Source organism: Rhodanobacter aciditrophus, from assembly GCF_050026795.1.
Lineage (GTDB): Bacteria > Pseudomonadota > Gammaproteobacteria > Xanthomonadales > Rhodanobacteraceae > Rhodanobacter_A.
The window spans coordinates 59,744-85,669 of the sequence record NZ_JALBWP010000008.1 but is presented as its reverse complement, the minus strand read 5'-3'; the positions used below and the strand labels follow the sequence as shown (position 1 = coordinate 85,669).

Below are 25,926 nucleotides of genomic sequence, written 5' to 3'. Positions count from 1 at the left end.
CTACGCGCGTGCTGGCGCGGGTGGCGCGCGGATGCGAGGCCGTGCCGCTGGATGGGGTTGGCACCTGGCGGCCCCGGCCGCGAACTTCCGCGCGCGCGTCCTGTCCCACCAAGCCTCACCCGAACCGGAGACGCGCATGGAAAGCCGGCACGCTGGATTCCTGGGCATGGCCTGCGTGGGCCTGCTGGCGACGGCTTCCGCCATGGCCTCGCCGGCGGCACCCGCGCAGACACCGGACAGCTACGCAAGGCCGGGCCGGCTGGTGGCGATCGGCCCGGGGCGCAGCCTCGACCTGCGTTGCAGCGGCAGCGGGCCGACCACGGTACTGCTGGAGTCCGGCGCGCACGCCGACTCGGAGAGCTGGTTCCGCGTGCAGCCGATGCTGGCGGCGCATGCCCGGGTCTGCTCCTACGACCGGGCAGGCTACGGCTTCAGCGGCGAAGGCCCGCTGCCGCGCGGAGTCGATGCCGACGTGTCCGACCTGCATGCGCTGATCCGCGCGGCCGGCTTGCACATGCCGCTGGTGCTGGTCGGCCATTCGCTGGGCAGCAACATCGTGCGGCGCTACGCCAGCGAGCATCCCGGCGAGGTCGCCGGGATGGTGCTGGTCGATCCACCCGCGCAGGATCTTGGCCGCTTCATGCCGGCGCAGTGGATGAAGGACGACGCGACGCTGGACAAGCAGCGCGATGCGTTCATCGCGGGTTGCGAGCACGGCGCGGAGCGCGGCGAACTGGCCAGGCCACCGCAGGCGCTGGCGCAGTGCATCGACAAGCCGGCGCCATGGCAGAGCAAGGCCGTGGCCGCCGTCGACCACGCGCGCATGCTGCGCCCGGCGTTCTGGCACACCGTACGTTCGGAGCTGGCGCAGAACGTGCCGGTATTTGCGTCGCCGGTGCCGGCTGGCGAGTCGCATGGCGACCTGCCGCTGGTGGTGCTGCAGGCCGCGGGCACCTATGCCGACGCGCCGGCCGACATGCGCAGGCAACTGGAGGCGGCACGCGCCGCGACCCAGCGCCGCATCGTGGCGACTTCGAGCCGCGGCCAGCTGCGCAAGGTGGCCGACACCTCCCACGACATCGAGCTGGACCAGCCGCAGGCCGTGGTCGATGCGGTCACGCAGGTGCTGCGCGAGCTCGGGCCTGCGCACGGCTGACGATCGCCGCGGGGTGAAATCCTCGTAGCGGGCTGCTGCGAAGCCGTGCGCTGGCCGGCCATCCATGCCGTCGACGCGATCGACGCGAGCGCCATGGCGAAGGCGGAGTGCAGCGGGCAGGAGTGCCGCGGTTGCCATGCCGGTTCTTCGAAGCCCGGTCCGGCGGGCGCGCGCCCGCCGGGCGATGGACGACCGCGGCGGCGGTCGCGCGGCCGGACTTGCGGCCGGACTTGCGGCCATCCTCCGACCCGCGGCATGCAACTCCCGGAACCGGGCTTTTCCTTGCACTTCCGGCCGTTTGGGTGCATAGAGGCCCGAGGGCCCTCTTGGCGTTCTTCCGTGCCCCGCCGGCCACGGCCCGGGCTGGCATTACCCGTCTGGAGCGACCATGGCTACCGCGATCCTGGAGAAGCTTGCTGCTGTCCCCCGTTACCCCACCCTGCGCATCACCGAGAGTGCAGATGCCGCCGTGCACTGGTGCCACATGCATGCCGATCTGGCGGCCTCGCCCGGTCGTGCGTGCTTCAAGCCGGCGCTGGTTGCCGACATCCTTCAATACCAGAACGTCCTGGGCGACCGTTTGCGCCGCGAACGCATGCTTGGCGAAGCCGGGCTGCGGCATGTGGTGCTCGCTTCCGACTGCGACGCGTTCAACCTCGGCGGCGACCTGGAATACTTCTGCGACGCGATCCGCCACCAGAACCGTCCCGCCCTGCTGACCTACGCCCGGCAGTGCGTGCGTGGCGTGCATGCCTTCCACGCCGGGCTCGATGCCGATGCGCACAGCATTGCGCTGGTGCAGGGCGACGCGCTGGGCGGCGGCTTCGAGGTCGCGCTGAGCTGCCATACCATCGTGGCGGAAGAAGGCGTCGGCATGGGGTTGCCGGAGGTGCTGTTCGACCTCTTCCCGGGGATGGGCGCCTACTCCTTCCTGTGCAAGCGCATCCCGCCGCACAAGGCCGAGCAGCTGATGCTGAGCGGCGACGTCCTGTCCAGCGAAGAGCTCTACAAGATGGGCCTGGTGGACGTGTTGGCCCCGCGCGGGCAGGGCATGCAGGCGGTCGAGGAGGTCATCCGCGCCAACCGCCGCATCCCGCACGCGCGCATGGCCATGCATCGGGTGCGCGCGCTGGCGCAGCCGGTGACGCTGGAGGAGATGATGGCGATCACCGAGATCTGGGTGGATACCGCGTTGCGGCTTGGCGAGAAGTCGCTGCGGACCATGGAGCGGCTGGTGCGCGCGCAGTACCGCCGGCACGGCGAACCCGCTGCCGCGCAGGTCCGATCATGACTGCTGCGGGTTGTCCTCGCGCGCGGGTGTCCAGCTCCCGCGCGCCTGCAGCGCCAGTTCGCCGTCGTGCAGGCGCTGGGTCAGGTTTTCGCAATGGCGGCGCCAGTCGCGTTCCAGCTCGAAGGCGGTCATCCGCATCAGGGCGCCGCTCAAGCCGGCGCACTGCACCAGGCCAAGATTGCCGGCGATCCCCTTCATGGCATGGGCGTGGTCGCGGAACTGGTCCCAGTCGCCCTCCGTCCCGGTCTGGCGCATCTTTGCCAGCGCCACCCGAGCGTCGACGACGCACTGGCTGATGAAGTCGGCTTCGAAGGTCTTGCCCATTCCCAGCGACGCGAGCTCGTCCAGCACCGACGGGTCCAGCACCTCCGCGGAGGAGGCATGCGCGACCGGTTGCGAGCTGGCCTGTTCCTCGCCGTCGCCGCCACCCAGGATCGCCGCGATGGCATCAAGCAGCCTTGCGGCGGCAAAGGGCTTGGTGATGAACGCGCGCGCGCCAGCGTTCCGGCAAGCCTGCGCCGACTCGGGGGTGGCATCGGCGCTGATGATCATCACCGGAGTACGGGTACGCGAGCCCGCTTCCATCACGCGCAGCTGGCGCAGCAGGTCGATGCCGCTCAGCGACGGCATGTGCAGGTCCAGCAGCGCCAGTTCGAAACCGCCGCCCGCCAGGGCGTCGAGCGCGACTTCACCGTCGTCCACCGTCATCACCCGGTGCCCGGCCTTCTGCAGGATGCCCTGCAACAGCAGGCGATTGGCGGCATGGTCGTCGGCGACCAGGATGCGCGCCGGCTTGATCCGTGCGCGATGGCGCGAGAACGGATCGGTGAAGGCGATGATGTTGTTCGCGGTCGACGGCGCAGGCGCCATGCGGGCGTCCGCGACCGGCAATGCGTCGCCGCCGGATGTGCGCACTGAGCCAACGGCGAGACCGAACGGCAGTTCGACCCAGAAGCTGCTGCCGACGTTCTCGTGGCTTTCGAACCCGATCGAGCCACCCATGGCCTCGGTCAGGCCCTTGGCGATCGTGGTTCCCAGCCCGCTGCCCTGGTGCTTGCGGGCCAGGCTGTTGTCGACCTGCTCGAACGCCTCGAACAGCTTTGCACGCGCCGATGCGGGAATGCCGATGCCCGTATCCGTCACCGTGAAACGCAGGCGCAGCTGCGACGCGCCAGTCGCGGCGGCCGTACCCGATTTCGCCACCTTCAGGTGGACTTCGCCCGAGGCGGTGAACTTGATCGCGTTGCTGAGCAGGTTCACCAGCACCTGCTGCAGGTGACGGGCGTCGCCGCGCAGTTGCGCCGGGACCCCCGGCATCACCGTCACCGCGTAGTCCAGCCGTTTCGAGCGCGCCTCGGGGCGCAGCATCAGGTTGATCTGCTCCAGCAGCTCATTCAGGTCGAAGCTTTCCTGCTTAAGCCGCAGCTTGCCGGCCTCGATCGCCGAGATGTCCAGCACGTCCTCCACCAGCGCCAGCAGCGAGCGGGTGGCGGCCTGGATGGTTTCCAGGTAGCCGCGCTGTTCCGCGTCCAGCCGGGTGCTTGCCAGCAGTTCCGACATGCCCGACAGCCCGTTCAGCGGCGTGCGGAACTCGTGGCTCATGTTGGCGAGGAAGCGGCTCTTGGCCAGGTTGGCGCGGCGAGCCTCCCCGATCGCGGCGGTCAGTGCCTTGAGCAGGGCGGCGAAGTACAGCGGCACCGCGATCAGGCCCAGCAGCAGGCCCCAGGACAGATAGCTGTTCTGCAGCCAGTAGGGCGTGGAGGTCATCATCGCCGCGAACGACAGCGCGGCCAGCGAGGTGGAGGCGTACAGGTAGCCCGGCCCGTAGCGCATGCCGTTGCCGATCGAAACCCACAGGTACACCGCATACAGCGGGGAGGCCGACTCGCCCTGCAGGCACATGACCCCGCCGATCGCCGCGTAATCGGCCAGCATCCCCAGCCAGCGCCGCAACGGGGACGGCTGCGGCGCCACGAGGATGGCGACCAGCAGCCCGATCGACAGGCCCAGCTCCCCGAGCAGGATCAGCCAGGTCGAGAACAGCGCCGGGCTGTCGTTCCCCCAGCCCACCTTCCAGCCGAGATAGATGGAGAACAGCAAGGTGATCGCGATGCGCACGAACACCTGCGCATGCTCGCTGTCCGTACGCCCGCGCAGCCGCAGGCGTACCCAGGCCAGGGCCCGGCGCATGCCGTCAACGCCAGTCGCGGCGGAGCGGGACATGGGAGTAGCGCTCGCAGATGCCGTGCAGCTGCGGAAGGTTGGCCATCAGGGCGCGTACGCAGGCCGGGTCCAGCAATGCGCCGCTTTGCGTGCCGACGAATTCGAGCGAGCGCTCGATGCTCCAGGCCTCCTTGTACGGGCGCGGCGACAGCAGCGCGTCCAGCACGTCGGCGACGGTGGTCACGCGTGCCTCGATCGGGATCTGCTCGCCGGCCAGCCCGTCCGGATAGCCCGTGCCATCCCAGTGCTCATGGTGGCGCAAGGCAATCAGCGCTCCCGCCTGGATGAAGCGGCTCTGGCTGTCCTGCAGCAGCTTATAGCCGATGCGCGGGTGCTGCTGCATGCGCGAACGCTCCTCAGCGTCCAGCGGGCCCGGCTTCAGCAGGATCGCGTCGGGGATGGCGATCTTGCCGATGTCGTGCAGCGGCGCCGCCAGCTCGATCATGCGCACCTGTTCTTCCGGCAGCCCCAGGCCCTCCGCGATCAGCCCGGCGATGCGCGACATGCGCTCGAGGAAGGCGCTGGTGCCGGCATCGCGGAGTTCGATGGCCCGTGCCAGCCGCGACAGCGTTTCGCGCTCGCGTTCCTCGACCTCGTGCATGCTGGCCAGCAGCCGCTGCTCCAGCGACAGCGAGCGCTGCTTGATCGACTCCGACTGCTGGCGCAGCTGCAGCAGGTTGCGGCAGCGCGCGCGCAGCTCGCGCGGATGGATCGGTTTGACCAGGAAATCGATCACGCCGGCATCCAGCGCCGCCTGCCGCACCGGCTCGTCGCCCACCACCGTAACCAGCACGATGGGCACGTCCCGGTTCCGCAGCGGCTTGCGAAAGGCCTTGGCCAGCTCCAGTCCGTCCATGCCCGGCATGCGGTAGTCCAGCAGCAGCAGGTCGGGCCGGTTGTCCTCGCACCAGTCCAGCGCCTCCTGGGGCACGCCGAAATCATGCACGACGAGCTGCGGCCCGATGTCCTGCACGATATGCCGCAGCATCGTGCGTGCCGAAGCCTGGTCGTCCACGATCACGACATCCATGCCATCCTCCTTTCAGCCAGAACGCAGGAAGGCGCGATTGCCGGCATCCTCACCGTATTCCGGCGCCTTGGCAAGGGCCCGCAGGCGGGTTTGGCCGGCCGGACTGGCACGGTCGGAAACAACGGGGACGGGAGTCTTCTTTCCGCCATCTGGGAGCCTTGCTGCCGCCGGGAACCGACACGACCTACAAGGGCGTCAGGTTGGCATACGCCGCCACGAGCCACTTGCTGCCCCCGTCCGCGAAATTCACCTGCAGTCGCGTGTGCGCGCCGCTCCCCTCGGCGCTGACCACCACCCCCTCGCCGAAGCTCGGGTGGCTGACGCGCTGGCCGAGTTTCACCGGCAGGTCTTCCTGCAGCGGCGCGTGGTCGATCGTGCGGCTGGCGCCGGCATAGAGCGGCCGGCTCACCTGCACGCGGGGGCGCACTTCATCGACCAGCGAAGCGGGGATTTCGGCGAGGAAGCGTGAAGGCCGCGCCAGCATCTCGGTGCCGTGCATGCGGCGCGATTCGGCGTAGCTGATGACCAGGCGCTCGCGGGCGCGGGTGATGCCCACGTAGGCGAGGCGGCGCTCTTCCTCCAATCGGCCCTCGTCCTCGGTGGAGCGCTGGCTGGGGAACAGGCCTTCCTCCAGCCCCACCAGGAACACCAGCGGGAACTCCAGGCCCTTGGCCGAGTGCAGCGTCATCAGCTGCACGCAGTCGTCCCAGGCCTCGCCCTGGCCCTCGCCGGCTTCCAGCGCGGCGTGCGAGAGGAAGGCGGCCAGCTCGTCGAGGCCGGCGTCGATGTCTTCCTGGGTGCGCTCGAAGCGGCTGGCCACGTTGACCAGTTCGTCGAGGTTCTCCACGCGCGCCTCGCCGTTGCCGCGGCTGTCCTTCTCGTAGTGGTCGCGCAGGCCGGTGTGGGTGAGCACATGGTCGATCTGCTCGGCGAGAGGCAACATGGAAGCCTTCTCCCCTTCGGGGAGAGGGTTGGGTGAGGGGGCGTTCGAAACGGAAGCCTCCAGCAAGCCCAACCCCTCACCCCGGCCCTCTCCCTGGAGGGGAGAGGGAGAAAACGTGCGGGCCATGCCGTCGATCAGCGCGAGGAAACCCTTCACCGCATTCTTGGCGCGACCGGCCAGTTCGCTGCCGGCGAGTTCGGCGAGCGCGGCATCCCACAGCGAGCCGCCGTCATGGCGCGCACGCCGGCGCAGCACGTCCAGCGTGCGGTCGCCGATGCCGCGCGGCGGCGTGTTCACGGCGCGCTCGAACGAGGCGTCGTCGTGCCGATTGGCGGTGAGGCGCAGGTAGGCCAGCGCGTCCTTGACCTCGGCGCGGTCGAAGAAGCGCTGGCCGCCGTAGACGCGGTAGGGGATGCCGCGCTGGGTGAGCTGCTCCTCGAAGTTGCGCGACTGCGCGTTGGAGCGGTAGAGGATGGCGCAGTCCTTCGCGCTGCCGTGCTCGGCGATGTATTCGCGGATGCGCTCGACCACGAAGCGCGCCTCGTCCTGCTCGTTGTAGGCGGCGTAAAGCGCGATGCGTTCACCCTCGCCGCCGGCCGTCCACAGCTCCTTGCCGAGGCGGCCGCCGTTGCGCGCGATCACGCTGTTGGCGGCTTTGAGGATGGTGGCGGTGGAGCGGTAGTTCTGCTCCAGCTTGATCGTGCGCGCACCGGGGAAGTCCTTGAGGAACTGCTGCATGTTCTCCACTTTCGCGCCGCGCCAGCCGTAGATGCTCTGGTCGTCGTCGCCCACCGCGAACACCTTGCCGGTGCCGCCGGCGAGCACGCGGATCCACGCGTACTGCAGCGCGTTGGTGTCCTGGAACTCGTCGATCAGCAGGTGCCGCCAGCGGTTCTGGTAGTGCTCCAGCACGGCAGGATGCTTCAGCCACAGCTCATGGGCGCGCAGCAGCAGTTCGGCGAAGTCGACCAGGCCGGCGCGGCGGCAGGCCTCCTCGTAGGCCTGGTAGATGCGCACCAGGGTGTGCGTGACGGGATGGTCGCGATGCTCGATGGCGTCGGGGCGCCTGCCCTCGTCCTTCCAGCCGTTGATGGTCCAGGTGGCCTGGCGCGGCGGGAACCTCGCCTCGTCCAGGCCCAGCCCCGCGACCACGCGCTTCACCAGCCGCTGCTGGTCGTCGGCGTCGAGGATCTGGAAACCTTCGGGCAGGCCGGCCTCGCGCCAGTGGCGGCGCAGCAGGCGGTGGGCGATGCCGTGGAAGGTGCCCACGGTGAGGCCCTGGGTGCCGCCGGGGATCAGCGATTCCAGCCGTGCGCGCATCTCGCCCGCGGCCTTGTTGGTGAAGGTGACGGCGAGGATCGCCCACGGCGGCACGCGCTCCACCTGCATCAGCCAGCCGATGCGGTGGGTGAGCACACGGGTCTTGCCGGAGCCGGCGCCGGCGAGGACCAGGTAGTGGCCGGGCGGGGCGCAGACGGCTTCGCGTTGCGCGTCGTTGAGCGAGTCGATCAGGTGCGAGACATCCATTGCACCCATTGTAGCGGGTGTGGTCCCGCGGCCCGCCGGCTTGAAGGACCGTCGCCCGGTGGCCGCTGCAAGCCGGGCGGTGGAGGCGTGGGGCCGTCGGGACCGGCGCGCTTCAGCGCTTGCGGAGGAAACCGCCCAGCGCCAGCAGTGCGCCCACCACCACGCCGGCGATGCCCAGCCACTGCGGGAAGGGTTTGTCGTGCGTGGCGGTGAGCTTGGCCGAGCCGAATTGCACCAGCGTGTCGGTCTGCTGGTAGCTGCCGTGGCCGAACAGCACCCACAGGCCCGCGACGAGCAGGACGAGGCCGACGACGATCAGTGCGAAGCGCATGGGTTCTTCCGGCGATGGAACGGGCTCCGAGTATGCCGGGGCGGTCCGTACAGATGAAGTGCAGAGCGCGCAAATAAACCCACAAAAAAGGCCCCGAAGGTCAGGGGGAACCTTCGGGGCCGGTGGAGGCGGAAACCCAGGGGAGAGGCTCCGCGTCCGGGTGGCTGTCCAGGGAGGTGATCAGCCATGGATGCCGTTGCGTGCATCCGATGACTGAGAACGCGCGACTGCGGAAAAGTTCTACGGGTAGCACGAAAAAAAGTCAGGTCCGATTCATTTCACGGAAACCCAACAAATGGACGGCCAGGCGATTCAATGCGCCTCGTCCCAGTTCGCGCCCACGCCCACGTCGACCAGCAGCGGCACGGCCAGCTCCGCGGCGCCCTGCATGCGTTCGCGCACCGCCTCGCGCACCTCGTCCACCGCGTCGGCGCGCACCTCGAACACCAGTTCGTCGTGCACCTGCATCAGCATGTGCGCATCGTCGCGATCCTTCAGCCAGGCGGCCACGGCGATCATCGCGCGCTTGATGATGTCGGCGGCGCTGCCCTGCATCGGCGCGTTCACCGCGGCGCGCTCGGCGCCGGCGCGGTGCGCCTGGTTGCGCGATTGCAGGTTCTCCAGGTACAGGCGGCGGCCGAAGATCGTCTCCACGTAGCCGTCGCGGTGCGCCTGTTCGCGGGTGGCCTCCATGAAGGCGTGCACGCCGGGGTAGCGCGAGAAGTAGCGCGCCATGTAGTCGCCGGCCTCGCCGCGGTCGATGCCGAGCTGGCGCGCCAAGCCGAACGCGCTCATGCCGTACATCAGGCCGAAGTTGATCGCCTTGGCGGCGCGGCGCTGGTTGCTGGTGACCTCCTCGGGCTTGAGGCCGAACACCTCGGCGGCGGTGGCGCGGTGGATGTCCCCGCCCTCGTGGAAGGCCTTCAGCAGGCCCTCGTCGCCGGACAGGTGGGCCATGATGCGCAGCTCGATCTGGGAATAGTCCGCCGCCATCACCTTCCAGCCCGGCGGCGCGATGAAGGCCTGGCGGATGCGCCGGCCTTCCTCGGTGCGCACCGGGATGTTCTGCAGGTTCGGATCGGTGGAGGAGATGCGTCCGGTGGCCACCGCGCCCTGGTGGTAGCTGGTATGCACGCGGCCGGTGCGCGGATTGACCGTGCCGGCCAGCTTGTCGGTGTAGGTGGAGCGCAGCTTGGCCAGGCCACGGTAGTCGAGGATCAGCCTGGGCAGCGCGTGCACGTCGGCGATCGCCTCCAGCGCCTCCTCGTTCGTCGAGGGCTGGCCGGTGGGCGTCTTGAGCTTCGCGGGCAGGCCCAGCTCGTCGAACAGGATCGCCTGCAGTTGTTTCGGCGAATCGAGGTTGAACTCGCGCCCGGCCTCGGCATACGCCTGCTGCTGCAGTTCCAGCATGCGCCTGCCGAGCTGCTGGCTCTGCCGGCGCAGCTCGTCCACGTCGATCAGCACGCCGCGCTGTTCCATGCCGGCCAGCACGGGAATGAGCGGGATCTCGATCTCTTCGTACACCCGGCGCAGGCTCGGCACGCCCTGCAGCTGCGGCCACAGCGCATGGTGCAGGCGCAGGGTGACGTCGGCGTCCTCGGCGGCGTAGCGGCAGGCGGTGTCGAGATCCACCTGCGAGAACGGGATCTGCCTTGCGCCCTTGCCGGCCACGTCCTCGTACTTCACGGTGTCGTAGCCGAGGTAACGCTTCGCCAGCGAATCCATGTCGTGACGTGTGGCGGTGGCGTTCCACACGTAGGATTCCAGCATGGTGTCGTGGGCGACGCCGGCCACCGCGATGCCGTAGTGCGAGAGGATGTTGATGTCGTACTTGGCGTGCTGGCCCAGCTTGGGGCGGTCCGCATCCTCGAACACCGGCTTCAGCGCGGCGAGCACCGCGTCGCGCGGCAGCTGCCTGGGCGCGCCGGGGTAATCGTGCGCCAGCGGCACGTAGCAGGCCTTGCCCGGTTCCACCGCCAGCGACAGGCCCACGATGTCGGCCTGCATCGGATCGATGCTGGTGGTCTCGGTGTCGAAGGCAATCAGGGGCGCATCGCGCAGCCTGTCCAGCCAGGTGTCGAGTTGCGCCTGCGTGGTGACGAGTTCGTATTCGCCCTCTGCGGAGAGGTTCGCGGGTAGGGCATCGGAGCCTGGAGCGGAGCCCCTCTCCCCTCGGGAGAGGGGTTGGGGTGAGGGTTCGGCAGAGCCTCGCGCTTCGTCCGTACCCTCACCCCCAGCCGCTCTCCCGGCGGGAGAGGGGAGTGAAGCATCGAGCTCCTTCAGCGCCGCCTTGAACTCGTAGCGCGTGTACAGCTCGCGCAGCGTCGCCGTATCCGCCTGGCGCAGCGCGAGGTCGGCGGGGCCCTGCTCCAGCACCACGTCGGTCTTGATCGTCACCAGCTCGCGCGACAGCGGCAGCTGCGGCAGCGTGGCGCGCAGGCTCTCGCCGATCTTGCCGCCCACCTGGCCGGCGTTCGCGATCACGCCATCCAGCGAACCGTACTCGACCAGCCATTTTGCCGCGGTCTTGGGACCGCACTTGGGTACGCCGGGCACGTTGTCCACGCTGTCGCCCACCAGGGTGAGGTAGTCGACGATGCGCTCGGGTGGCACGCCGAATTTCTCGATCACCCCGGCGCGATCCATCGTGGTGTTGGTCATGGTGTTGACCAGCGTGATGCCGGGGCCGACCAGCTGGGCCATGTCCTTGTCGCTGGTGGAGATCTCCACCTCGATGCCCTGCGCCTGCGCCTGCAGGGCGAGTGTGCCGATCACGTCGTCGGCCTCCACGCCCGGCACGCGCAGGATCGGGAAGCCCAGTGCGCCGACGATCGTCAGCATCGGCTCGACCTGCGCGCGCAGGTCGTCCGGCATCGGCGGGCGGTTCGCCTTGTAGTGTTCGTACATCGCATCGCGGAAGGTGGGGCCGGAGGCGTCACTGACGAACGCGACGTAATCGGGCCTGGCCTTCAGCGTGGCGCGCAGCATGTTGAACACGCCGAACAGCGCGCCGGTGGGCTCGCCGCGTGCGTTGCTGAGCGGCGGCAACGCGTGGAAGGCGCGGAACAGGTAGGAGGAACCGTCGATCAGGATGAGCTTGGGCATGGGATGCTCTGATCCATTGCAATGCAGGGGACATGATGCCCGCAAGGCTCGCAGATTGTCGTGCGCGGCGCAGCCCGGACTGGCTGTCCGGGCAAGACGCCGCGGCGACATGCGAACCTGGCGGGCATCGTCCCCTTCATCTGAATTTGCGGGATTGGGGCTGTGCTGCCCGTCGGCATTCGGCTGGCGCGTCGTCCTGACAGACGGCGGCCAGTCTTCTTCGCGCCTCGACACCGGGTCCATCCGTGGCCGCTCCCGCGTGCAACGTCGCGCCTGCGGCATGAGGGTGTCCGGGGCGACGACACCTGCACTGGAATGGCTCGGGGTATCCTGGCCATTCTGGCATGCGGCACGCGATGCCGCGGTTCACGGGGCGCCCGTGCCTGCACTGTTATGCTTCGGCTACCCAACGAGGTCGTCGCCATGAAATCCGCTGCCAGCCTGCTTGCCCTCGCCGCCTTCGTCGCGCTGCCTGCGCACGCGCAGTCCACCAGCGCGCAGCCGCCGAAGTTCGCGCCCGCGCCGCCGCCGCCGGGCATGAACGACCCGGGCGTGAAGGCGGTGGCGCCGCCGGACCGGCCGGCCCAGGCCGGCACCAGCGGCAGCACGCCCGCCGAGGTCGACGCCACGCCATTGCCGGGCAAGCCGATCCCGCTGCCCGCGATGCCGGGCGACAAGGGCAGGCCCGAGGACGCCAGGGGCGAGCCGCCGCCGCAGGTCACCGTGCACACCGAGGGCGACGCGGTGTACCAGGAGTACCGCCGCGGCGGCCGCGTCTACATGGTGGTGGTGACCCAGAAGAACGGCCTGTCGTACACCTACACGGTGGACAGCAACGGCGTGATGCGCGCCACCAACGGCGCGCCGCCGGTGCGTCCGGTGATGTACAAGATCCTGGAGTGGGGCGGCAGCAAGCCGGCCGTGCCCAGCAGCGGCGCGCAGGCCGACGGCGGCCACTGAGCCCAGGCGGGCACGCCTGCGGCCACGGCTGCAGCATCGCGGGGCTGGCCCCTCATTCCGGTCCTCTCCCGGACGAGGAGAGGACGACAGGCGGTGGCGTGGTGCGGGATCTGTTCCCGCCGCTTTCAGTGACGGAAGTGCCGCATCCCCGTGAACACCATCGCCATGCCGTGTTCGTCGGCGGCGGCGATCACCTCGGCGTCGCGCATCGAGCCGCCGGGCTGGATCACCGCGCCGATGCCGGCCGCGGCCGCCGCGTCGATGCCGTCGCGGAACGGGAAGAAGGCGTCGCTCGCCATCACCGAGCCGCGCACCTCCAGCTTCTCGTCGGCGGCCTTGATGCCGGCGATCTTCGCGCTGTAGACGCGGCTCATCTGGCCGGCGCCGATGCCGATGGTCTGGCGGTCCTTCGCGTAGACGATCGCGTTGGACTTCACGAACTTCGCCACCTTCCACGCGAAGATCAGGTCGTCGATCTGCGCGGGCGTGGGTGCCACCCTGGTCACGACCTTGAGGTCCGCGGCCTTCACCATGCCGGTGTCTGCGGTCTGGATCAGCAGGCCCGAGCCCACGCGCTTCACGTTGTTGCCCGGATGCGCGGCGGCGAGGTCGGTGCCCGGCGGCACCGGGATCTCCAGCACGCGCACGTTGCCCTTCTTCGCGAACGCCTTCAGCGCGTCGTCGGCATACGACGGCGCCAGCACCACCTCGACGAACTGGCGCGCCACGATCGCCTGGGCGGTGGCGCCGTCGCACTCGCGGTTGAACGCGATGATGCCGCCGAACGCAGAAGTGGGGTCGGTCTGCCAGGCGAGGTCGTAGGCCTTGCCGATCCCGTCCAGGCTCACCGCCACGCCGCAGGGGTTGGCGTGCTTGACGATCACGCAGGCCGGCTTGACGAAACTGCGCACGCATTCCCAGGCGGCGTCGGCGTCGGCAATGTTGTTGAACGAGAGTTCCTTGCCCTGCAGCTGCCTGAACGTGGCCAGCGTGCCCGGCGCGGGATACAGGTCGCGATAGAACGCGGCCTGCTGGTGCGGATTCTCGCCGTAGCGCAGGTCCATCAGCTTCACGAAGCGGCCGTTGGCCTGGGCGGGGAAGGTTTCGTGGCCGGCGATGGTCGCGTGGGCTTCGTCGAGTTTGAGACCGCTGAGGAAGTCGCTGATCGCGCCGTCGTAGTTCGACACGTTGTTGAACGCCGCGACCGCCAGCTTGAAGCGCGTGGCGCGGGAAAGGCCGCCCTGTCGCTCGATCTCGGCCAGCGCACCTTCGTACTGGTCGGGCGAAGTGAGCACGCCCACGTCGTTCCAGTTCTTCGCCGCCGAGCGCAGCATCGCAGGGCCGCCGATGTCGATGTTCTCGATCGCCTGCTCCAGCGTGCAGTCGGGCCTGGCGACGGTGGCTTCGAACGGATAGAGATTCAGCACCAGCAGGTCGATCGGCGCGATGCCCAGCTCGGCCATCACCGCGTCATCGGTGCCGCGTCGGCCAAGCAGTCCGCCATGCACCTTCGGGTGCAGCGTCTTCACGCGGCCGTCCATGATTTCCGGAAAACCGGTGAGTTCGCTGACGTCCTTCACCGCGATGCCGGCTTCGCGCAGCGCTTTGGCGCTGCCGCCGGTGGAGAGCAGTTCCACGCCTCTGGCGGCGAGGCGGCGCCCGAGTTCGATCAGCCCGGTCTTGTCGGAGACGCTGAGCAGGGCGCGGCGGACGGGGACGACGGCGGGGGCGGACATGGCGGCTTCCAGGCGGGAAAGCTGCCGATTATAGCCGAGTCCGGGGTGTGGCCGCCGTTTGGACGGCCAAATGCAGAAGCGTGAGTCTACAGCAGGCCGTGTGCGGCCAGCTTCTTGCGCAGCGTGGCGCGGTTGATGCCGAGCGCCACGGCGGCGCGGCTCTGGTTGCCGTCGTGGAACGCGAGCACCTCGCGCAGCAGCGGGCCTTCCACTTCGCGGATCACCAGCGCGTGCAAGCCTTCGCCACAGTCCGCGTCGCCGAGGTCGGCGAGGTAACGGCGCACGGTGCGGCTGACGCATTCGCTCAGCGCACTCTGCGAAGCGACCGGACGGGTGGCCTCGGCGGCGGGCAATCTCACGGCATTCACTGACATTTCCCTCTGTGTGTCTTGCGCGGCTGCTTGGGCCGCTGCTTGTGATTGTCTTCCGCGACCGCCTCGGCGGTCTTTCGCGCATGCCGACGGCGATACGCGGAAGGACGGAGTCTACCCGCGCGGGCGGTGAATTTTAAGTGCTGCGTCTGTCCGTGAACGGCGCCGGGGCACTTGCATTTCCTGTCGTGCGCGGAGCGACGGGTGCCGGGGGGCGTCGCGCTATTCGAAACCGAACTCGTAGGCAACCGCCTGCTCGCCGGGATCCTGCACCTCCAGCAGCAGCGCCGTGGCGGCACCCGGCGCGAGGCCCCGGCGCAGCACGGCAGGATCATCCAGGTAGTCGGTGGGCAGCAGGCGACGCATCGTCAGCCGGCGCCCCTGCGCGTCTTCCAGGGTGACCACCACCACCGGCCAGGGCTGCGCGAATGCGGCATCGTTGCGCAGGCTGAGGCTGATCATCAGCGCATGTGCCGCGTTGGGATGGGTTTCGACGTTGCTGGCGAGCAGGTGCAATCGCTGCGGCGCCGCGACCAGCGGCAGGCGGCAGCCGAAGGTACCGCAGACGCTTCGCAGCCAGCCGCCGGTGAACGGGTCGCGGATCAGGGTGTCGCGACCGATCCAGGCCAGTTGCGTCGCGAGCGCGAGCGCAAGCAGGCCGCAGACCAGCACCCATGGCCAGCGGCGCGGCTGGCCGCTGTCGCGGCGTGCAGGGCGCTGGCGTTCCGCCCGCGGCGGTTTGCGGGGGCGAGCGTCCTTTGCGAAGCGCGGGGCGAACACCAGTTGCGAGAAATCCTCGCCCGCTGCCGCGGATGCCGCCGTTTCGACCGCGACGGCAGATTCAGGCGCCGGCGGCCGTGGGCGGTACACCACCAGTTCGATGCGCGGCGGTACCAGCGCCTGCTCGTTGGCGGGCAGCTCCTGGAACGGCTCCGGCGGCAGCTGTTCGCTGAGCGTGGCGAGGCTGTCGAAGCCGGCGCCGCAATGTCCGCACATCACGTAGCCGTGCGCCTGCACCAGCGCCTGCGCGCCGAGCGAGAACACGGACAGGCATTCGGGGCATTGCGTGTACATGCGGGCCACGGCGGTGAGCGAGCCGCAAGCTTAGCAGGCGGATGCGGCTCAGCCCTGGCGCTTGCCGCTGATGCGCACCCAGCCGTCGCGCGTGTCCACGCGCAGCGCGTCGAACCATTCCGCGTAGCGTGCCAGCAGCTCGTCCTGCTGGCCGTCGAGGATGCCGGAGATCGCGAACGGCGCGCCGGGTTTCGCGGCCGCGGCGAAGGTCGGCGCCAGTTCGCCCAGCGGGCCGGCGAGGATGTTCGCGACGAACACGTCGGCCGGCTCGCCCGCGTAATCCTCGGGCAGGAACAGCGCGAGGCGTTCGGCCACGCCGTTGCGCTCGGCGTTGTCGCGCGAGGCGATCAGCGCCTGCGGATCGTTGTCCACGCCGATTGCGCCGGCGGCGCCGAGCTTCAGCGCGGCGATGGCGAGGATGCCCGAGCCGCAGCCGTAGTCGATCACGGTCCTGCCGCCGAGCTCGAGCCCGTCCAGCCATTCCAGGCACAGCGCCGTGGTGGGATGGGTGCCGCTGCCGAACGCGAGGCCCGGGTCCAGGCGCACCACCACGCGTGCGTCGTCCGCCGGCGGCTCGATGTTCCAGGGATAGATCCATAGCCGACGGCCGAACGCCATCGGCTGGTACTGGTCCATCCACGCGCGCTCCCAGTCCTGGTCCTCCACCACGCGGAAATCCAGCTGGTCGGGCTCCAGCCACGGCAGCAGTTCACCCAGCGCGGCGGCGAGGCCGCGCCGGTCGGCGTGCTCGTCGAACAGCGCGTTCAGCGTGATGGTGGGCCACAGCGGCAGCTCGCCCACGCCCGGTTCGAAGATCGCCTGCTCGTCGGGCGTCTCGGCGTCGGCGTCGCGCAGCGTGATCGACAGCGCGCCGAGATCCTCCAGCGCTTCCTCCACGCGAGGTTGCTGTTCGAGGCGGGCAGTGAGGGCGACTTCGAGGAAGGGCATGGGGCGAGATGTGGGAGTCGGGCAGCGGGGAGCGAGAGAAGGATCGGGATTCCCGGGAGAGCTTCGGAGTGCGTTCTCTCACGCCTCAGCGACGCTTCACTCGCCGCTCGCCTTGTGTTCCTTCTGCTCCGCCATCCGCTTCTCGAGGTAGTGGATGTTCTGGCCGCCGTGCTGGAAACCCACGTCGGCCATGATGCGCTGCTGCAGCGGGATGTTGCACTTGACCCCTTCGATCACCGTCTCGGCCAGTGCGAGGCGCATGCGCGCGATCGCCGTGGCGCGGTCGGGGCCGTAGACGATCAGCTTGCCGATCATCGAATCGTAGTTCGGCGGGATGCGGTAGCCGTCGTACAGGTGAGTGTCCACGCGCACGCCGGGGCCGCCCGGCGCCTCGAAGCGCTTCACCGTGCCGGGACAGGGCAGGAAGCTGTCCGGGTCCTCGGCGTTGATGCGGCACTCGATCGCGTGGCCGTTGATCTGGATATCTTCCTGCTTGATCGACAGCTTCTCGCCGCCGGCGATCAACAGCTGCTCGCGCACCAGGTCCACGCCGGTGATGAACTCGGTCACCGGGTGCTCGACTTGGATGCGGGTGTTCATCTCGATGAAGTAGAAGCGGCCGTTTTCGAACAGGAACTCGAACGTGCCGGCGCCGCGGTAGCCGATGCGGATGCAGGCGTCCACGCAGACCTGACCGATCTGCGCGCGCAGCTCCGGCGTGATGCCCGGAGCGGGGGCTTCCTCCACCACCTTCTGGTGGCGGCGCTGCATCGAGCAGTCGCGCTCGCCCAGGTGGATCGCGCTGCCCTGGCCGTCGGCCAGCACCTGGATCTCCACGTGGCGCGGGTTCTCCAGGAATTTCTCCATGTAGACCATGTCGTTGCCGAAGGCCGCCTTGGCCTCCTGCTTGGTCATGGTGATCGCGTTGGCGAGGTGCGCCTCGGTGCGCACCACGCGCATGCCGCGGCCGCCGCCGCCGCCGGCCGCCTTGATGATCACCGGGTAGCCGATCTCGCGGGCGATGCGGATGTTCTCGTCGGTGTCGTCGCCGAGTGGACCGCCGGAACCCGGCACGCACGGCACGCCGGCGGCCTTCATCGCCTTGATCGCCTCGACCTTGTCGCCCATCAGGCGGATCACCTCGGCGGTCGGGCCGATGAAGATGAAGCCGGACTGCTCGACCTGCTCGGCGAAGTCGGCGCGCTCGGACAGGAAGCCGTAGCCGGGGTGGATCGCCTGGGCGTCGGTGATCTCCGCCGCAGCGATGATGCGCGGGATGTTGAGGTAGCTGTCGGCCGAGGGCGCCGGACCGATGCAGATCGCCTCGTCGGCGAGACCGACGTGCTTGAGGTTGCGGTCGGCGGTGGAGTGCACCGCCACCGTCTTGATGCCGAGGCTGTGGCACGCGCGCAGCACGCGCAGCGCGATCTCGCCGCGGTTGGCTATGAGGACCTTCTCTAGCATCCGGGCGGCCTCAGGCAATCACGAACATCGGCTGGTCGAATTCGACCGGCTGGCTGTTCTCGACCAGGATCGCCTGGATGGTGCCGGAAATGTCGGCCTCGATCTGGTTGAACATCTTCATCGCCTCGATGATGCCCAGCGTCTCGCCGGCCTTCACCTGCTGGCCGACCTTGACGAACGCGGGCGCGCCCGGCGTGGCCGAGGCGTAGAAGGTGCCGACCATCGGCGCCTTGACCACGTGGCCGGCCGGCAGCGCGTCGGCGGCGGGCGCCGCCTCGGCGGCTGCGACGGGAGCGGGCGCGGCGGCTGGGACGGGCGCCACGGCGACCGGGGCGGGCGCGGCCACGGTCACGCCGCCTTTGGGCACGCGCGACAGCCGCACCACTTCCTCGCCTTCCTTGATTTCCAGTTCGGCGAGGTTGGACTCCTCGAGCAGGTCGATCAGCTTCTTGATCTTGCGCAGATCCATGGGATGGCCTTCATGTCATGGGCCGCCCGTGGGCGGCCGGGAAAGGGAAAAGGGCGGCGGCTCAGCGTGGCGCCAGTCGCGCGATGGCAGCGTCCAGCGCCAGGCGGTAGCTGTCGGCGCCGAAGCCGCAGATCAGGCCCACCGCGATGCCGGCGAGGTAGGAGTGGTGCCGGAACGGCTCCCGCGCATGCACGTTGGACAGGTGCACCTCGATGAACGGAATCGCCACCGCGGCGAACGCGTCGCGCAGCGCGATGCTGGTATGGGTGAGGGCGCCGGCGTTGCACAGGATCATCGCCACCTGCTCGCCGCGCGCCTGCTGCACGCGGCCGACCAGTTCATGCTCGGCATTGGACTGGAAGCAGTCGAGCTGATGTCCGGCAGCCTTGGCCTGCGCGGCCAGCCGGCCGTTGATGTCGGCCAGCGTGTCGTGGCCGTAGATCGCCGGCTCGCGTGTGCCCAGCAGGTTGAGGTTGGGCCCGTGCAGGACCAGGATCTTCGCCACACCATACCTTCGACGGCGTCCGGATGGCCCGGAACGCGCGCAGTGTGCGCGCTGTTGCGGATGTTGTCCAGTTCGACGCAGATCGGCGATGTTCCAAGGAGAAGTGCATCACTCTCCGTGCGCCGACGTATGCGCAGGCAATTCTTGCGATCAACCCCGGGCGCGAAGACCGGACGGGCGGCCATCCTCGGCCGCACTCCCCATGAGCCAACGGCCGAGCGTGGCTGCATCCAGCGGACCCCGATGGGTGGCGATCACGCGCCCATCGGCGCCGATCAACACGCTGTAAGGCAGGACCTCGCCGCGGTCGCCCCACCGCAGCGAGGTGCTGGGTGGTTTCATCCGGCCCAGCAGGATCGGGAAACGCACGGGATGGATGGCGAGAAAAGCGCGGACACGCGCCGGCTCATCCATCGCGATGCCCAGCACGACCGCTCCCGGATTGCCGGACCTGCGCTGGGCCTCGTCCAGCGCAGGCAGTTCATCGAGGCATGGCCCGCACCAGCTGGCCCAGAAATTCAGCAGCACCCGGCGCCCCCGGTAATCGACCAGCCGGTGCACACGTCCCTGCAGATCCGGCAGTTCCAGCTCGGGAGCAGCCTCTCCGACCCGCGCCACGGCCACGCCAGCCGGCGCATGGGCCAGCCGGCTCTCGTGCTGCAGCCAGCCGCCCAGCGCGGCGGCCAGCACCGCCACCCCCAGAATGACGAGGTTGTCGCGGCTCAGCACGGGCCGCTGCCGCCGCGTTCACTCCTCTCCCGCCGGCAGGGGAGGGCGCGAAGGCGGACCGTGAGCGGCCTGTTCACCGCGCCGCCTCTGCCAGTGCCCGCTCCACCAGCGTCGTTGTCAGCACGGTGGGCAGCTGCCGCCCCGCGCCGCCACCTTTCGGGAACACCACATACAGCGGGACTCCCGGCGAGTGGTACCGCTGCAGGAAGGCGGTGATCGCCGGGTCCTCGTTCGTCCAGTCGCCCTTCATGTAGACCGCGCCCGCGCGCTCGAGCGCGGCGCGGAACGCCGCGCCATCCAGCACTGCGTGCTCGTTGGCCTTGCAGGTGATGCACCAGTCGGCGGTCATGTCCACGAACACCGGCGTGTCGGCGGCGCGCAGTTCGGCCAGCTTCGCGGCGCTGTAGGGCACGGTACCTTGCTGTGCCGCGATGGTGCCCGCCGTTGCGGCCGGCATGTGCGCCAGCAGGTACAGCGGCGCCAGCACGGCCAACGCCAGCGCGGCGGTCAGCACGTAGCGCAGCGGGCCGCGTCCCCGGCTGCGTTCGAACCACCACAGCACCAGCGCCAGCAGCACCATCGCCACCAGCAGCAGGCCCACCGCGTCGGCACCGCGCTGGTTGGCCAGTACCCAGGCCAACCACGCCGCGGTGAGGTACATCGGAAAGGCCAGTACCTGCTTCAGCGTCTCCATCCAGCGCCCCGGTTTCGGCAGCCAGCGCGCCAGCGCGGGGATGAACGCAACGGCGAGGAAGGGCAGGGCCAGGCCCACGCCCAGCGCGAGGAACACCAGCAGCGCATCGAGCGCCGGCGCGGCGAATGCATACGCCAGCGCGCTGCCCATGAACGGCGCGGTGCAGGGGCTGGCCACCACCACGGCGAGCACGCCGGTGAAGAAGTCGCCGGCTGCGCCGCCACGGTTCGCCAGCGTGCCGCCGACATTGCCCAGCGTGGCGCCGAACTGCACCACGCCCGACATCGACAAGCCCAGCGCGAAGATCACGCAGGCCAGAACAGCCACCAGCAGCGGCTGCTGCAGTTGCGTGCCCCAGCCCAGCGCGTGGCCGGCAGAGCGCAATACGAGGATGCCAAGCCCCAGCGCCGCGAAGCTCGCCAGCACGCCGGCGGTGTAGGCCAGCGCGTGGCGGCGCCGACGCGCTGGGCTCTCGCCGCTTTCCAGCAGGCCCACCGCCTTGAGCGACAGCACCGGCAGCACGCAGGGCATCAGGTTGAGGATCAGGCCGCCACCCAGCGCCAGCAGCAGCGCGGTGAACAGGCTGGTCTGCAGCGGACCGGCGGGCGACGCTGCGGCAATGTTCGAGGCGTCGCCCGTGCTCGTCGCCGTGGGCGCGCCGGGCGCGGCGCCGCCATTCGCCGCGGCGCCGCCTTGCAGGTCCACCGTCACGTCGCGCGTCATCAGCGGATAGCACACGCCGCCGTCCTGGCAGCCGAGGAAGCTCGCTTCCAGTGTCAGCCGGTGATGGCCCGCGGTGTCGCCCTCGATCGCCACCGGCAGTTCGAGGTCGCCGAAGTACACGGTGACCGGGCCGAGCTGGGCGTCCTGGTGCACCACGCCACCGGCCGGCCACGCGGGCGCGCCGAGTTTCAGGCCGCCAGCGTCCTTGAGGCGCAGCGCGATGTGGTCGCGGTAGACGTAGTAGTCCTTCGGCATCGTCCAGCGCAGCAGCAGGTGCTGCGGGTCCTGCGCCACCGCGGTGAACCGGAAGGCCTGTTCCGGCGGCAGGGGCGCGGACTGCGTGCCGGCCGGCACGCCGCCGCCGAGCTGCTGCAGCGCGTTGCCCAGCCCGTTGCCGGTGGCGGACGACGGCGCGGCGTCGGCCGGCAGCGGCAGGTCGAGGTGCTCGGTGTGCGGCGGGTAGCAGATCTTCGGCTCCACCTCGTGGCAGCCCTGGTACTGCACGTCCACCCGCAGGCGCGTGGTGCCCGGTGCCACGGTGTAGGGCAGGCTGGCGTCGACGCCATGGTGGTAGGTCTCCACCGGGCCGAGGTAGGGATCGTCATGCTTCTCGCCGGGCGGCAGCTGCGCCTCGCCCAGCGTCACGCCGGGGCCGGCGGTGAACTTCATGCGGCCGCGGTAGAGGTAGTAGTCCGGCGCGATCGTCCAGTGCAGCTTGAGCGTGCCGGGCGTGTTCGCGTCCGTGCCGAGCTTGTAGGCCTCGGTCACCGGCAGGATGTTGTCGTCCTGCGTTTGCGCGGACGCGGCATGCGCAAACAGCAGAGGCAGCAGGAGCGACAGGAAGATGGTCGCGTGGGCGAAACGGAATGTGCGCATTGCAACTCCAGCGTCTTGGACCGCACCGGGGCGCGGTCGATTGGGGATTATGGCGCAGCGGCAGTGCCGTGCTTGCGGATGCGGCCTTGTGGCGGCGTCGCTGGCGCCGCCGCCGCGCGGATCGGCTTGGTGGCAGGCGGTCGAAGGTGCCGCCCTCCCGCGCACGCGCAGGAGGCGGCTGCCCCGCGCGACGTCCAACGGCAACGGCGCGGCGAAATCGGACTGCTTCATGCCGGGTGGTCTCGCTGGCCGGATCGGATGGGGGCTATGGCGGTCGGGTGTCGAAGGGGCCTTCGTCCGGGATCAGGCTAGGTTACCTTCCGGTCTTGCAAAAGGTCCGCATTGCGACAAATCTTGTGGGCCAATTTCCGATCGAGGACGTGATGCGGCATCCGTTCGAGTTTCCACTGGACCTGCCCGGGCGCGGCTCGCGCCGGCGGCTGCAGGCACTGCACGGGCAGCTGCGCGCGGCGATCCTGGACGGCCGGCTCGGACCCGGCCTGCGGCTGCCGGCGACGCGCGAGCTCGCGCTGGCGCTGGACATCTCGCGCAACACCGTGGTGGCGGCCTACGACTTGCTGCTCGGCGAGGGCTATCTCGAGGCGCGGCGTGGCGCAGGCTGCTACGTGGCCGATCTCGCCGCGCGCCGCGATGCGCCGCGCGCCAGGAGCGGCGTGCCGGGACCCGAAGCGAGGCTGGCGCCGCATTGGCGCGGCTTCGATGCCGTGCCCCCGCCGATGTCGCCGGGAGGGGCCGAACACGACTTCCGTCTCGGCATTCCGGACAATCGCGGGTTTCCGTACGAGATATGGCGGCGACTGTCCGCGCGCGCCCTGCGCCAGCTGTCGAAGGCACCGCCCCTGTACGCCGCCGCGGCGGGGCGGTCGGCCCTGCGAGAGGCGATCGCGCGCCACATCTCGTTCACGCGCGCCGTAGCCTGCGAGCCGGCCGACGTGATCGTCACCAGCGGCGCGCAGCAGGCCTTCGACCTGCTGGCGCGGGTGCTGGTGACGCCGGGGCGGACCGTGCTGGCGATGGAGGATCCGGGCTACCCGCCGCTGCGTGCCGCGTTCGCCGCCGCCGGTGCGCAGGTGGTCGCGGTGCCGGTGGACACGGAAGGGCTGGTGGTGGAATGCCTGCCCGCGGACACGGACGTGGTCTACACGACGCCCTCGCACCAGTTTCCGCTCGGCGTGGCGATGTCGCCGCGCCGCCGGCTCCAGCTGCTCGCCTTCGCGCGCTCGCGCGGCGCGCTGGTGATCGAGGACGACTACGACAGCGAGTTCCGCTACGGCAGCCGGCCGCTGGATGCGCTGCAGACGCTGGATCGCGACGATGGCGTCTGCTACGTGGGCACGTTCTCCAAGTGCCTGTTTCCCGCCCTGCGCATCGGTTATGCGGTCGCGCCGTCATGGTTGCGCGCGGCGCTGGCCCACGCCAAGCAGCTGGCCGACTGGCACGGCGACGTGCTGGCGCAGGACACGCTGGCCGCATTCATCGCCGAGGGACACCTGGTGCGGCACGTGCGGCACATGCGCAAGGTGTACGCGACGCGACGCACGGCGTTGCTCGACGCGCTGGCGCGCCACGGCGCCGGCCGGCTGCAAGCATGGCCCTCCGCCGCGGGCCTGCATCTCGCGGCGCGCCTGTCCGCCGGCGTCGACGCCGCGACGCTGGCGTCGCGTGCCGCCGCCGGCGGCATCCACCTCGAGCCGCTGTGTGCCTATGCGCACGAGGCCACGGCGCCGAACGGGATCGCCTTCGGCTTCGGCATGATCGATGCGCCGGACATCGACCGGGCGGTATACCGCGTGGCCCGGCTGATCGACGGTTGAGTGTCGCGCGGTGGTTCCCCGTAATTGCCGTGAAGTGGCCCTTATCGCCGGGGCGCACCGCGACGACCATGCACGCACCTTTAGGTCCCGGAGATCGTCGTGCGCGCCCTGCTTTCGCTGATCCTGCTGTGCTTCCTGAGTGCCTCGCTGCGCGCCGAAACCGGCGAGCAGCATGCGCAGGCCGCCGCGCGCGGCCTGCTTGGGCAGCCGGCGCCGCCATTGGTGCTGAAGACCATCGACGGCCAGACCATCGACCTGGCCAGCCTGTACGGTCGCAAGGCGGTCTACCTGGAGTTCTGGGCCACCTGGTGCGTCCCCTGCCGGCAGCAGATGCCGCACCTGAAGCAGGTCTACGCCCAGGCCGGCCAGGATCTGGCCGTGATCGCGGTGAACGTGGGCTTCGACGACAGCGTGGCCGCGGTGCGCGAATACCGCCGCGCGCTGGGGCTGGATTCGCGCATGCCGATCGTGTTCGATGCGGACGGTGCGGCGGGCACGGCCTTCCACCTGCGCGTGACGCCGCAGCACGTGGTGATCGGCCGCGACGGCCGCATCCTCTTTCTTGGCCACGAGGCGAACGCGAAGCTGGACGCGGCACTGCGCAGCGCGCGCGCCGAGCCGCCTGCGCCGATGGTGATGGCGAGGGCCGTGGCCGGCCATGCCGTCGAACGGCCGCTCGCGGCGGGTGACCGCGTACCCGCGCTGACGGTGTCCACGCTGGACGGCGTGCCGTTCCCGCTGCGCGCGCCGGACGGACGTCCCACCGTGCTGGTGTTCCTGTCGCCGTGGTGCGAGACCTATCTGGCGGAGCGGCGCGTGGGCAGCCGGCCGGCGCTTGCCGCGAGTTGCCGTGCAGCGCGGGAGCAGATGGCCGCGCTGTCGCACGACGTGCGCGTGCGCTGGCTGGGCGTCGCCTCGAACCTGTGGACGGGGCGGGACGATCTGCGGGCCTGGCAGCGCAAATACCAGGTGGCCGTGCCGCTGGCGCTGGACGGTTCGGGCCGGCTGTTCCGCCTGTTCCGCGTGATGCACGTGCCGACCGTGCTGGTGCTCGATGCGCAGGGCCGCATCGTGCGCCGCGTCGAAGGCGTGGACCCGCGGCTGGGCGCGGAACTCGAGACGCTCGGGCGCGTTGAATGAGCGGCGCAGCCGTTCCGCGTCGCGCCGGCGCTGTGCCATGCCTGGCCGCGTTCCTTGCTGCAGCCGCGGCGATGCTGCCCGGCCGCGGCCTGGCGGCGACCGAACAGGCGCTGCTCTCGGCCCCGTTGAGCAGCAGCCTGCGGGGAGGGCGACTCGAGGCGATCCGCGTCACCTACGCACCGGGCCAGTCCACACCGCCGCATGCGCATGGCAGGGACGTCTATGCCTACGTGCTGTCCGGCCGCATCCGCGGCCGGCTCGCGGGAGGGTCGTTGCGCGTCTACGGTCCGGGTGAGGGCTGGTTCGAGCCGGCGGGCGTTCGCCACGTGATCTGCGGCAACGCCAGCGCCAGCGAACCGGCAAGCATGCTGGTGATCTTCATCCTGGCGCCAGGGCCGCACCCGGGCACGTCGGACCCGGCTGCGAATCAGCTTTCGGTCCCCGCACGGACCCAATCCAGATAAGCCGCGTGGCCGTGCTCCACCGGTACGGCGACCAGTTCCGGCAGCGCATAGGGGTGCAACTGCAGCAGGCGCGCCTTGAGTGCCTCGAAACGGGCAGCGGTGGTCTTGATCAGCAGCAGCTCCTCTGCGTCGGTGGTTACCGCGCCCTGCCAGCGGTAGGTGGAGTGGATCCCGGGCAGGCGGTTCACGCAGGCGGCCAGCCGCTCGCCCACCAAGGTCTCGGCCAGCCGCTGCGCGCTGGTTGCATCGGGGCAGGTGCACAGGCAAAGCAGGACGGCGGGGTCGGGCATGGCGGCGATCGCGGTGCTGCGGACACCCCACGGTAGCAGAGG

The 25,926-nt window shown here is 69.9% G+C and carries 21 protein-coding genes; 6 read left to right on the top strand and 15 right to left on the bottom strand.

The genetic code is table 11. The features are described from left to right. The first annotated feature begins 136 nt into the window (after nucleotides 1-136). Nucleotides 137-1,156, top strand: a complete 1,020-nt coding sequence (locus ACQGNW_RS02210) for an alpha/beta fold hydrolase (protein ID WP_426661431.1) — start codon at nucleotides 137-139, stop codon at nucleotides 1,154-1,156. A 388-nt stretch (nucleotides 1,157-1,544) separates the two neighbouring features. Further along, a complete protein-coding gene (locus tag ACQGNW_RS02205; RefSeq protein ID WP_426661430.1) occupies nucleotides 1,545-2,447 on the top strand; it encodes a crotonase/enoyl-CoA hydratase family protein in 903 nt (300 codons plus the stop codon). Here the strand turns inward: ACQGNW_RS02205 and ACQGNW_RS02200 are convergent. The 5 genes from ACQGNW_RS02200 to polA form a co-directional block, all read right to left on the bottom strand. Beyond that, nucleotides 2,442-4,637, bottom strand: a complete 2,196-nt coding sequence (locus ACQGNW_RS02200; protein WP_426661429.1) for an ATP-binding protein — start codon at nucleotides 4,635-4,637, stop codon at nucleotides 2,442-2,444. The two genes, ACQGNW_RS02205 and ACQGNW_RS02200, sit on opposite strands and share 6 nt — an antisense overlap. A gap of 4 nt (nucleotides 4,638-4,641) precedes the next feature. Continuing rightward, complete coding sequence (locus ACQGNW_RS02195) at nucleotides 4,642-5,700, bottom strand: HD domain-containing phosphohydrolase (protein ID WP_426661428.1); 1,059 nt, start codon at nucleotides 5,698-5,700, stop codon at nucleotides 4,642-4,644. A 184-nt stretch (nucleotides 5,701-5,884) separates the two neighbouring features. Next, nucleotides 5,885-8,170 carry a DNA helicase II gene (locus ACQGNW_RS02190; protein ID WP_426661427.1) on the bottom strand — a complete coding sequence of 762 codons (2,286 nt, stop codon included), beginning with the start codon at nucleotides 8,168-8,170 and terminating at the stop codon, nucleotides 5,885-5,887. A 112-nt stretch (nucleotides 8,171-8,282) separates the two neighbouring features. Continuing rightward, a complete protein-coding gene (locus ACQGNW_RS02185) occupies nucleotides 8,283-8,501 on the bottom strand; it encodes a hypothetical protein (protein WP_426661426.1) in 219 nt (72 codons plus the stop codon). Nucleotides 8,502-8,813: 312 nt separating this feature from the next. Further along, nucleotides 8,814-11,606 (bottom strand): DNA polymerase I, encoded by a 2,793-nt coding sequence (gene polA / locus ACQGNW_RS02180; RefSeq protein ID WP_426661425.1) that lies wholly within the window; start codon nucleotides 11,604-11,606, stop codon nucleotides 8,814-8,816. 423 nt (nucleotides 11,607-12,029) lie between these two features. Here polA and ACQGNW_RS02175 point away from each other — a divergent pair, with 423 nt between their 5' ends. Further along, the gene (locus ACQGNW_RS02175) at nucleotides 12,030-12,566 is read left to right on the top strand and encodes a DUF2782 domain-containing protein (RefSeq protein ID WP_426661424.1); all 537 of its coding nucleotides are present in this window, start codon (nucleotides 12,030-12,032) and stop codon (nucleotides 12,564-12,566) included. 125 nt (nucleotides 12,567-12,691) lie between these two features. Here the strand turns inward: ACQGNW_RS02175 and purH are convergent, their stop codons facing one another. From purH to ACQGNW_RS02130, 9 genes are all read right to left on the bottom strand, one after another. Continuing rightward, complete coding sequence (purH, locus tag ACQGNW_RS02170) at nucleotides 12,692-14,302, bottom strand: bifunctional phosphoribosylaminoimidazolecarboxamide formyltransferase/IMP cyclohydrolase (RefSeq protein ID WP_426661423.1); 1,611 nt, start codon at nucleotides 14,300-14,302, stop codon at nucleotides 12,692-12,694. Nucleotides 14,303-14,388: 86 nt separating this feature from the next. After that, nucleotides 14,389-14,676, bottom strand: coding sequence for a helix-turn-helix domain-containing protein (locus ACQGNW_RS02165; protein ID WP_426661422.1), 288 nt, complete (start codon nucleotides 14,674-14,676; stop codon nucleotides 14,389-14,391). A gap of 219 nt (nucleotides 14,677-14,895) precedes the next feature. Beyond that, nucleotides 14,896-15,747, bottom strand: coding sequence for a zinc-ribbon and DUF3426 domain-containing protein (locus ACQGNW_RS02160; RefSeq protein WP_426661421.1), 852 nt, complete (start codon nucleotides 15,745-15,747; stop codon nucleotides 14,896-14,898). A gap of 48 nt (nucleotides 15,748-15,795) precedes the next feature. Beyond that, nucleotides 15,796-16,695 carry a 50S ribosomal protein L11 methyltransferase gene (prmA, locus tag ACQGNW_RS02155; protein WP_426661420.1) on the bottom strand — a complete coding sequence of 300 codons (900 nt, stop codon included), beginning with the start codon at nucleotides 16,693-16,695 and terminating at the stop codon, nucleotides 15,796-15,798. 96 nt (nucleotides 16,696-16,791) lie between these two features. Continuing rightward, the gene (gene accC / locus ACQGNW_RS02150) at nucleotides 16,792-18,159 is read right to left on the bottom strand and encodes an acetyl-CoA carboxylase biotin carboxylase subunit (protein ID WP_426661419.1); all 1,368 of its coding nucleotides are present in this window, start codon (nucleotides 18,157-18,159) and stop codon (nucleotides 16,792-16,794) included. 10 nt (nucleotides 18,160-18,169) lie between these two features. Beyond that, a complete protein-coding gene (accB, locus tag ACQGNW_RS02145; protein WP_426661418.1) occupies nucleotides 18,170-18,628 on the bottom strand; it encodes an acetyl-CoA carboxylase biotin carboxyl carrier protein in 459 nt (152 codons plus the stop codon). 61 nt (nucleotides 18,629-18,689) lie between these two features. Continuing rightward, entirely contained in the window at nucleotides 18,690-19,133 is a 444-nt protein-coding gene (gene aroQ / locus ACQGNW_RS02140) for a type II 3-dehydroquinate dehydratase (protein ID WP_426661417.1), read from the bottom strand. A 150-nt stretch (nucleotides 19,134-19,283) separates the two neighbouring features. Next, the gene (locus ACQGNW_RS02135) at nucleotides 19,284-19,862 is read right to left on the bottom strand and encodes a TlpA family protein disulfide reductase (RefSeq protein ID WP_426661416.1); all 579 of its coding nucleotides are present in this window, start codon (nucleotides 19,860-19,862) and stop codon (nucleotides 19,284-19,286) included. A 73-nt stretch (nucleotides 19,863-19,935) separates the two neighbouring features. Then, entirely contained in the window at nucleotides 19,936-22,155 is a 2,220-nt protein-coding gene (locus ACQGNW_RS02130) for a protein-disulfide reductase DsbD family protein (RefSeq protein WP_426661415.1), read from the bottom strand. Nucleotides 22,156-22,538: 383 nt separating this feature from the next. Between ACQGNW_RS02130 and pdxR the strand changes: the two genes are divergently transcribed. The 3 genes from pdxR (at nucleotide 22,539) to ACQGNW_RS02115 (ending at nucleotide 25,594) form a co-directional block, all read left to right on the top strand. Continuing rightward, nucleotides 22,539-23,990 (top strand): MocR-like pyridoxine biosynthesis transcription factor PdxR, encoded by a 1,452-nt coding sequence (pdxR, locus tag ACQGNW_RS02125; protein WP_426661414.1) that lies wholly within the window; start codon nucleotides 22,539-22,541, stop codon nucleotides 23,988-23,990. 99 nt (nucleotides 23,991-24,089) lie between these two features. Next, nucleotides 24,090-25,130 carry a TlpA family protein disulfide reductase gene (locus tag ACQGNW_RS02120; RefSeq protein WP_426661413.1) on the top strand — a complete coding sequence of 347 codons (1,041 nt, stop codon included), beginning with the start codon at nucleotides 24,090-24,092 and terminating at the stop codon, nucleotides 25,128-25,130. Next, the gene (locus ACQGNW_RS02115) at nucleotides 25,127-25,594 is read left to right on the top strand and encodes a cupin domain-containing protein (protein WP_426661412.1); all 468 of its coding nucleotides are present in this window, start codon (nucleotides 25,127-25,129) and stop codon (nucleotides 25,592-25,594) included. The genes ACQGNW_RS02120 and ACQGNW_RS02115 overlap by 4 nt, the downstream gene beginning before the upstream one ends. Here ACQGNW_RS02115 and cutA read toward each other — a convergent pair. Next, complete coding sequence (gene cutA / locus ACQGNW_RS02110; protein WP_426661411.1) at nucleotides 25,558-25,884, bottom strand: divalent-cation tolerance protein CutA; 327 nt, start codon at nucleotides 25,882-25,884, stop codon at nucleotides 25,558-25,560. The two genes, ACQGNW_RS02115 and cutA, sit on opposite strands and share 37 nt — an antisense overlap. Nucleotides 25,885-25,926: the final 42 nt, after the last annotated feature.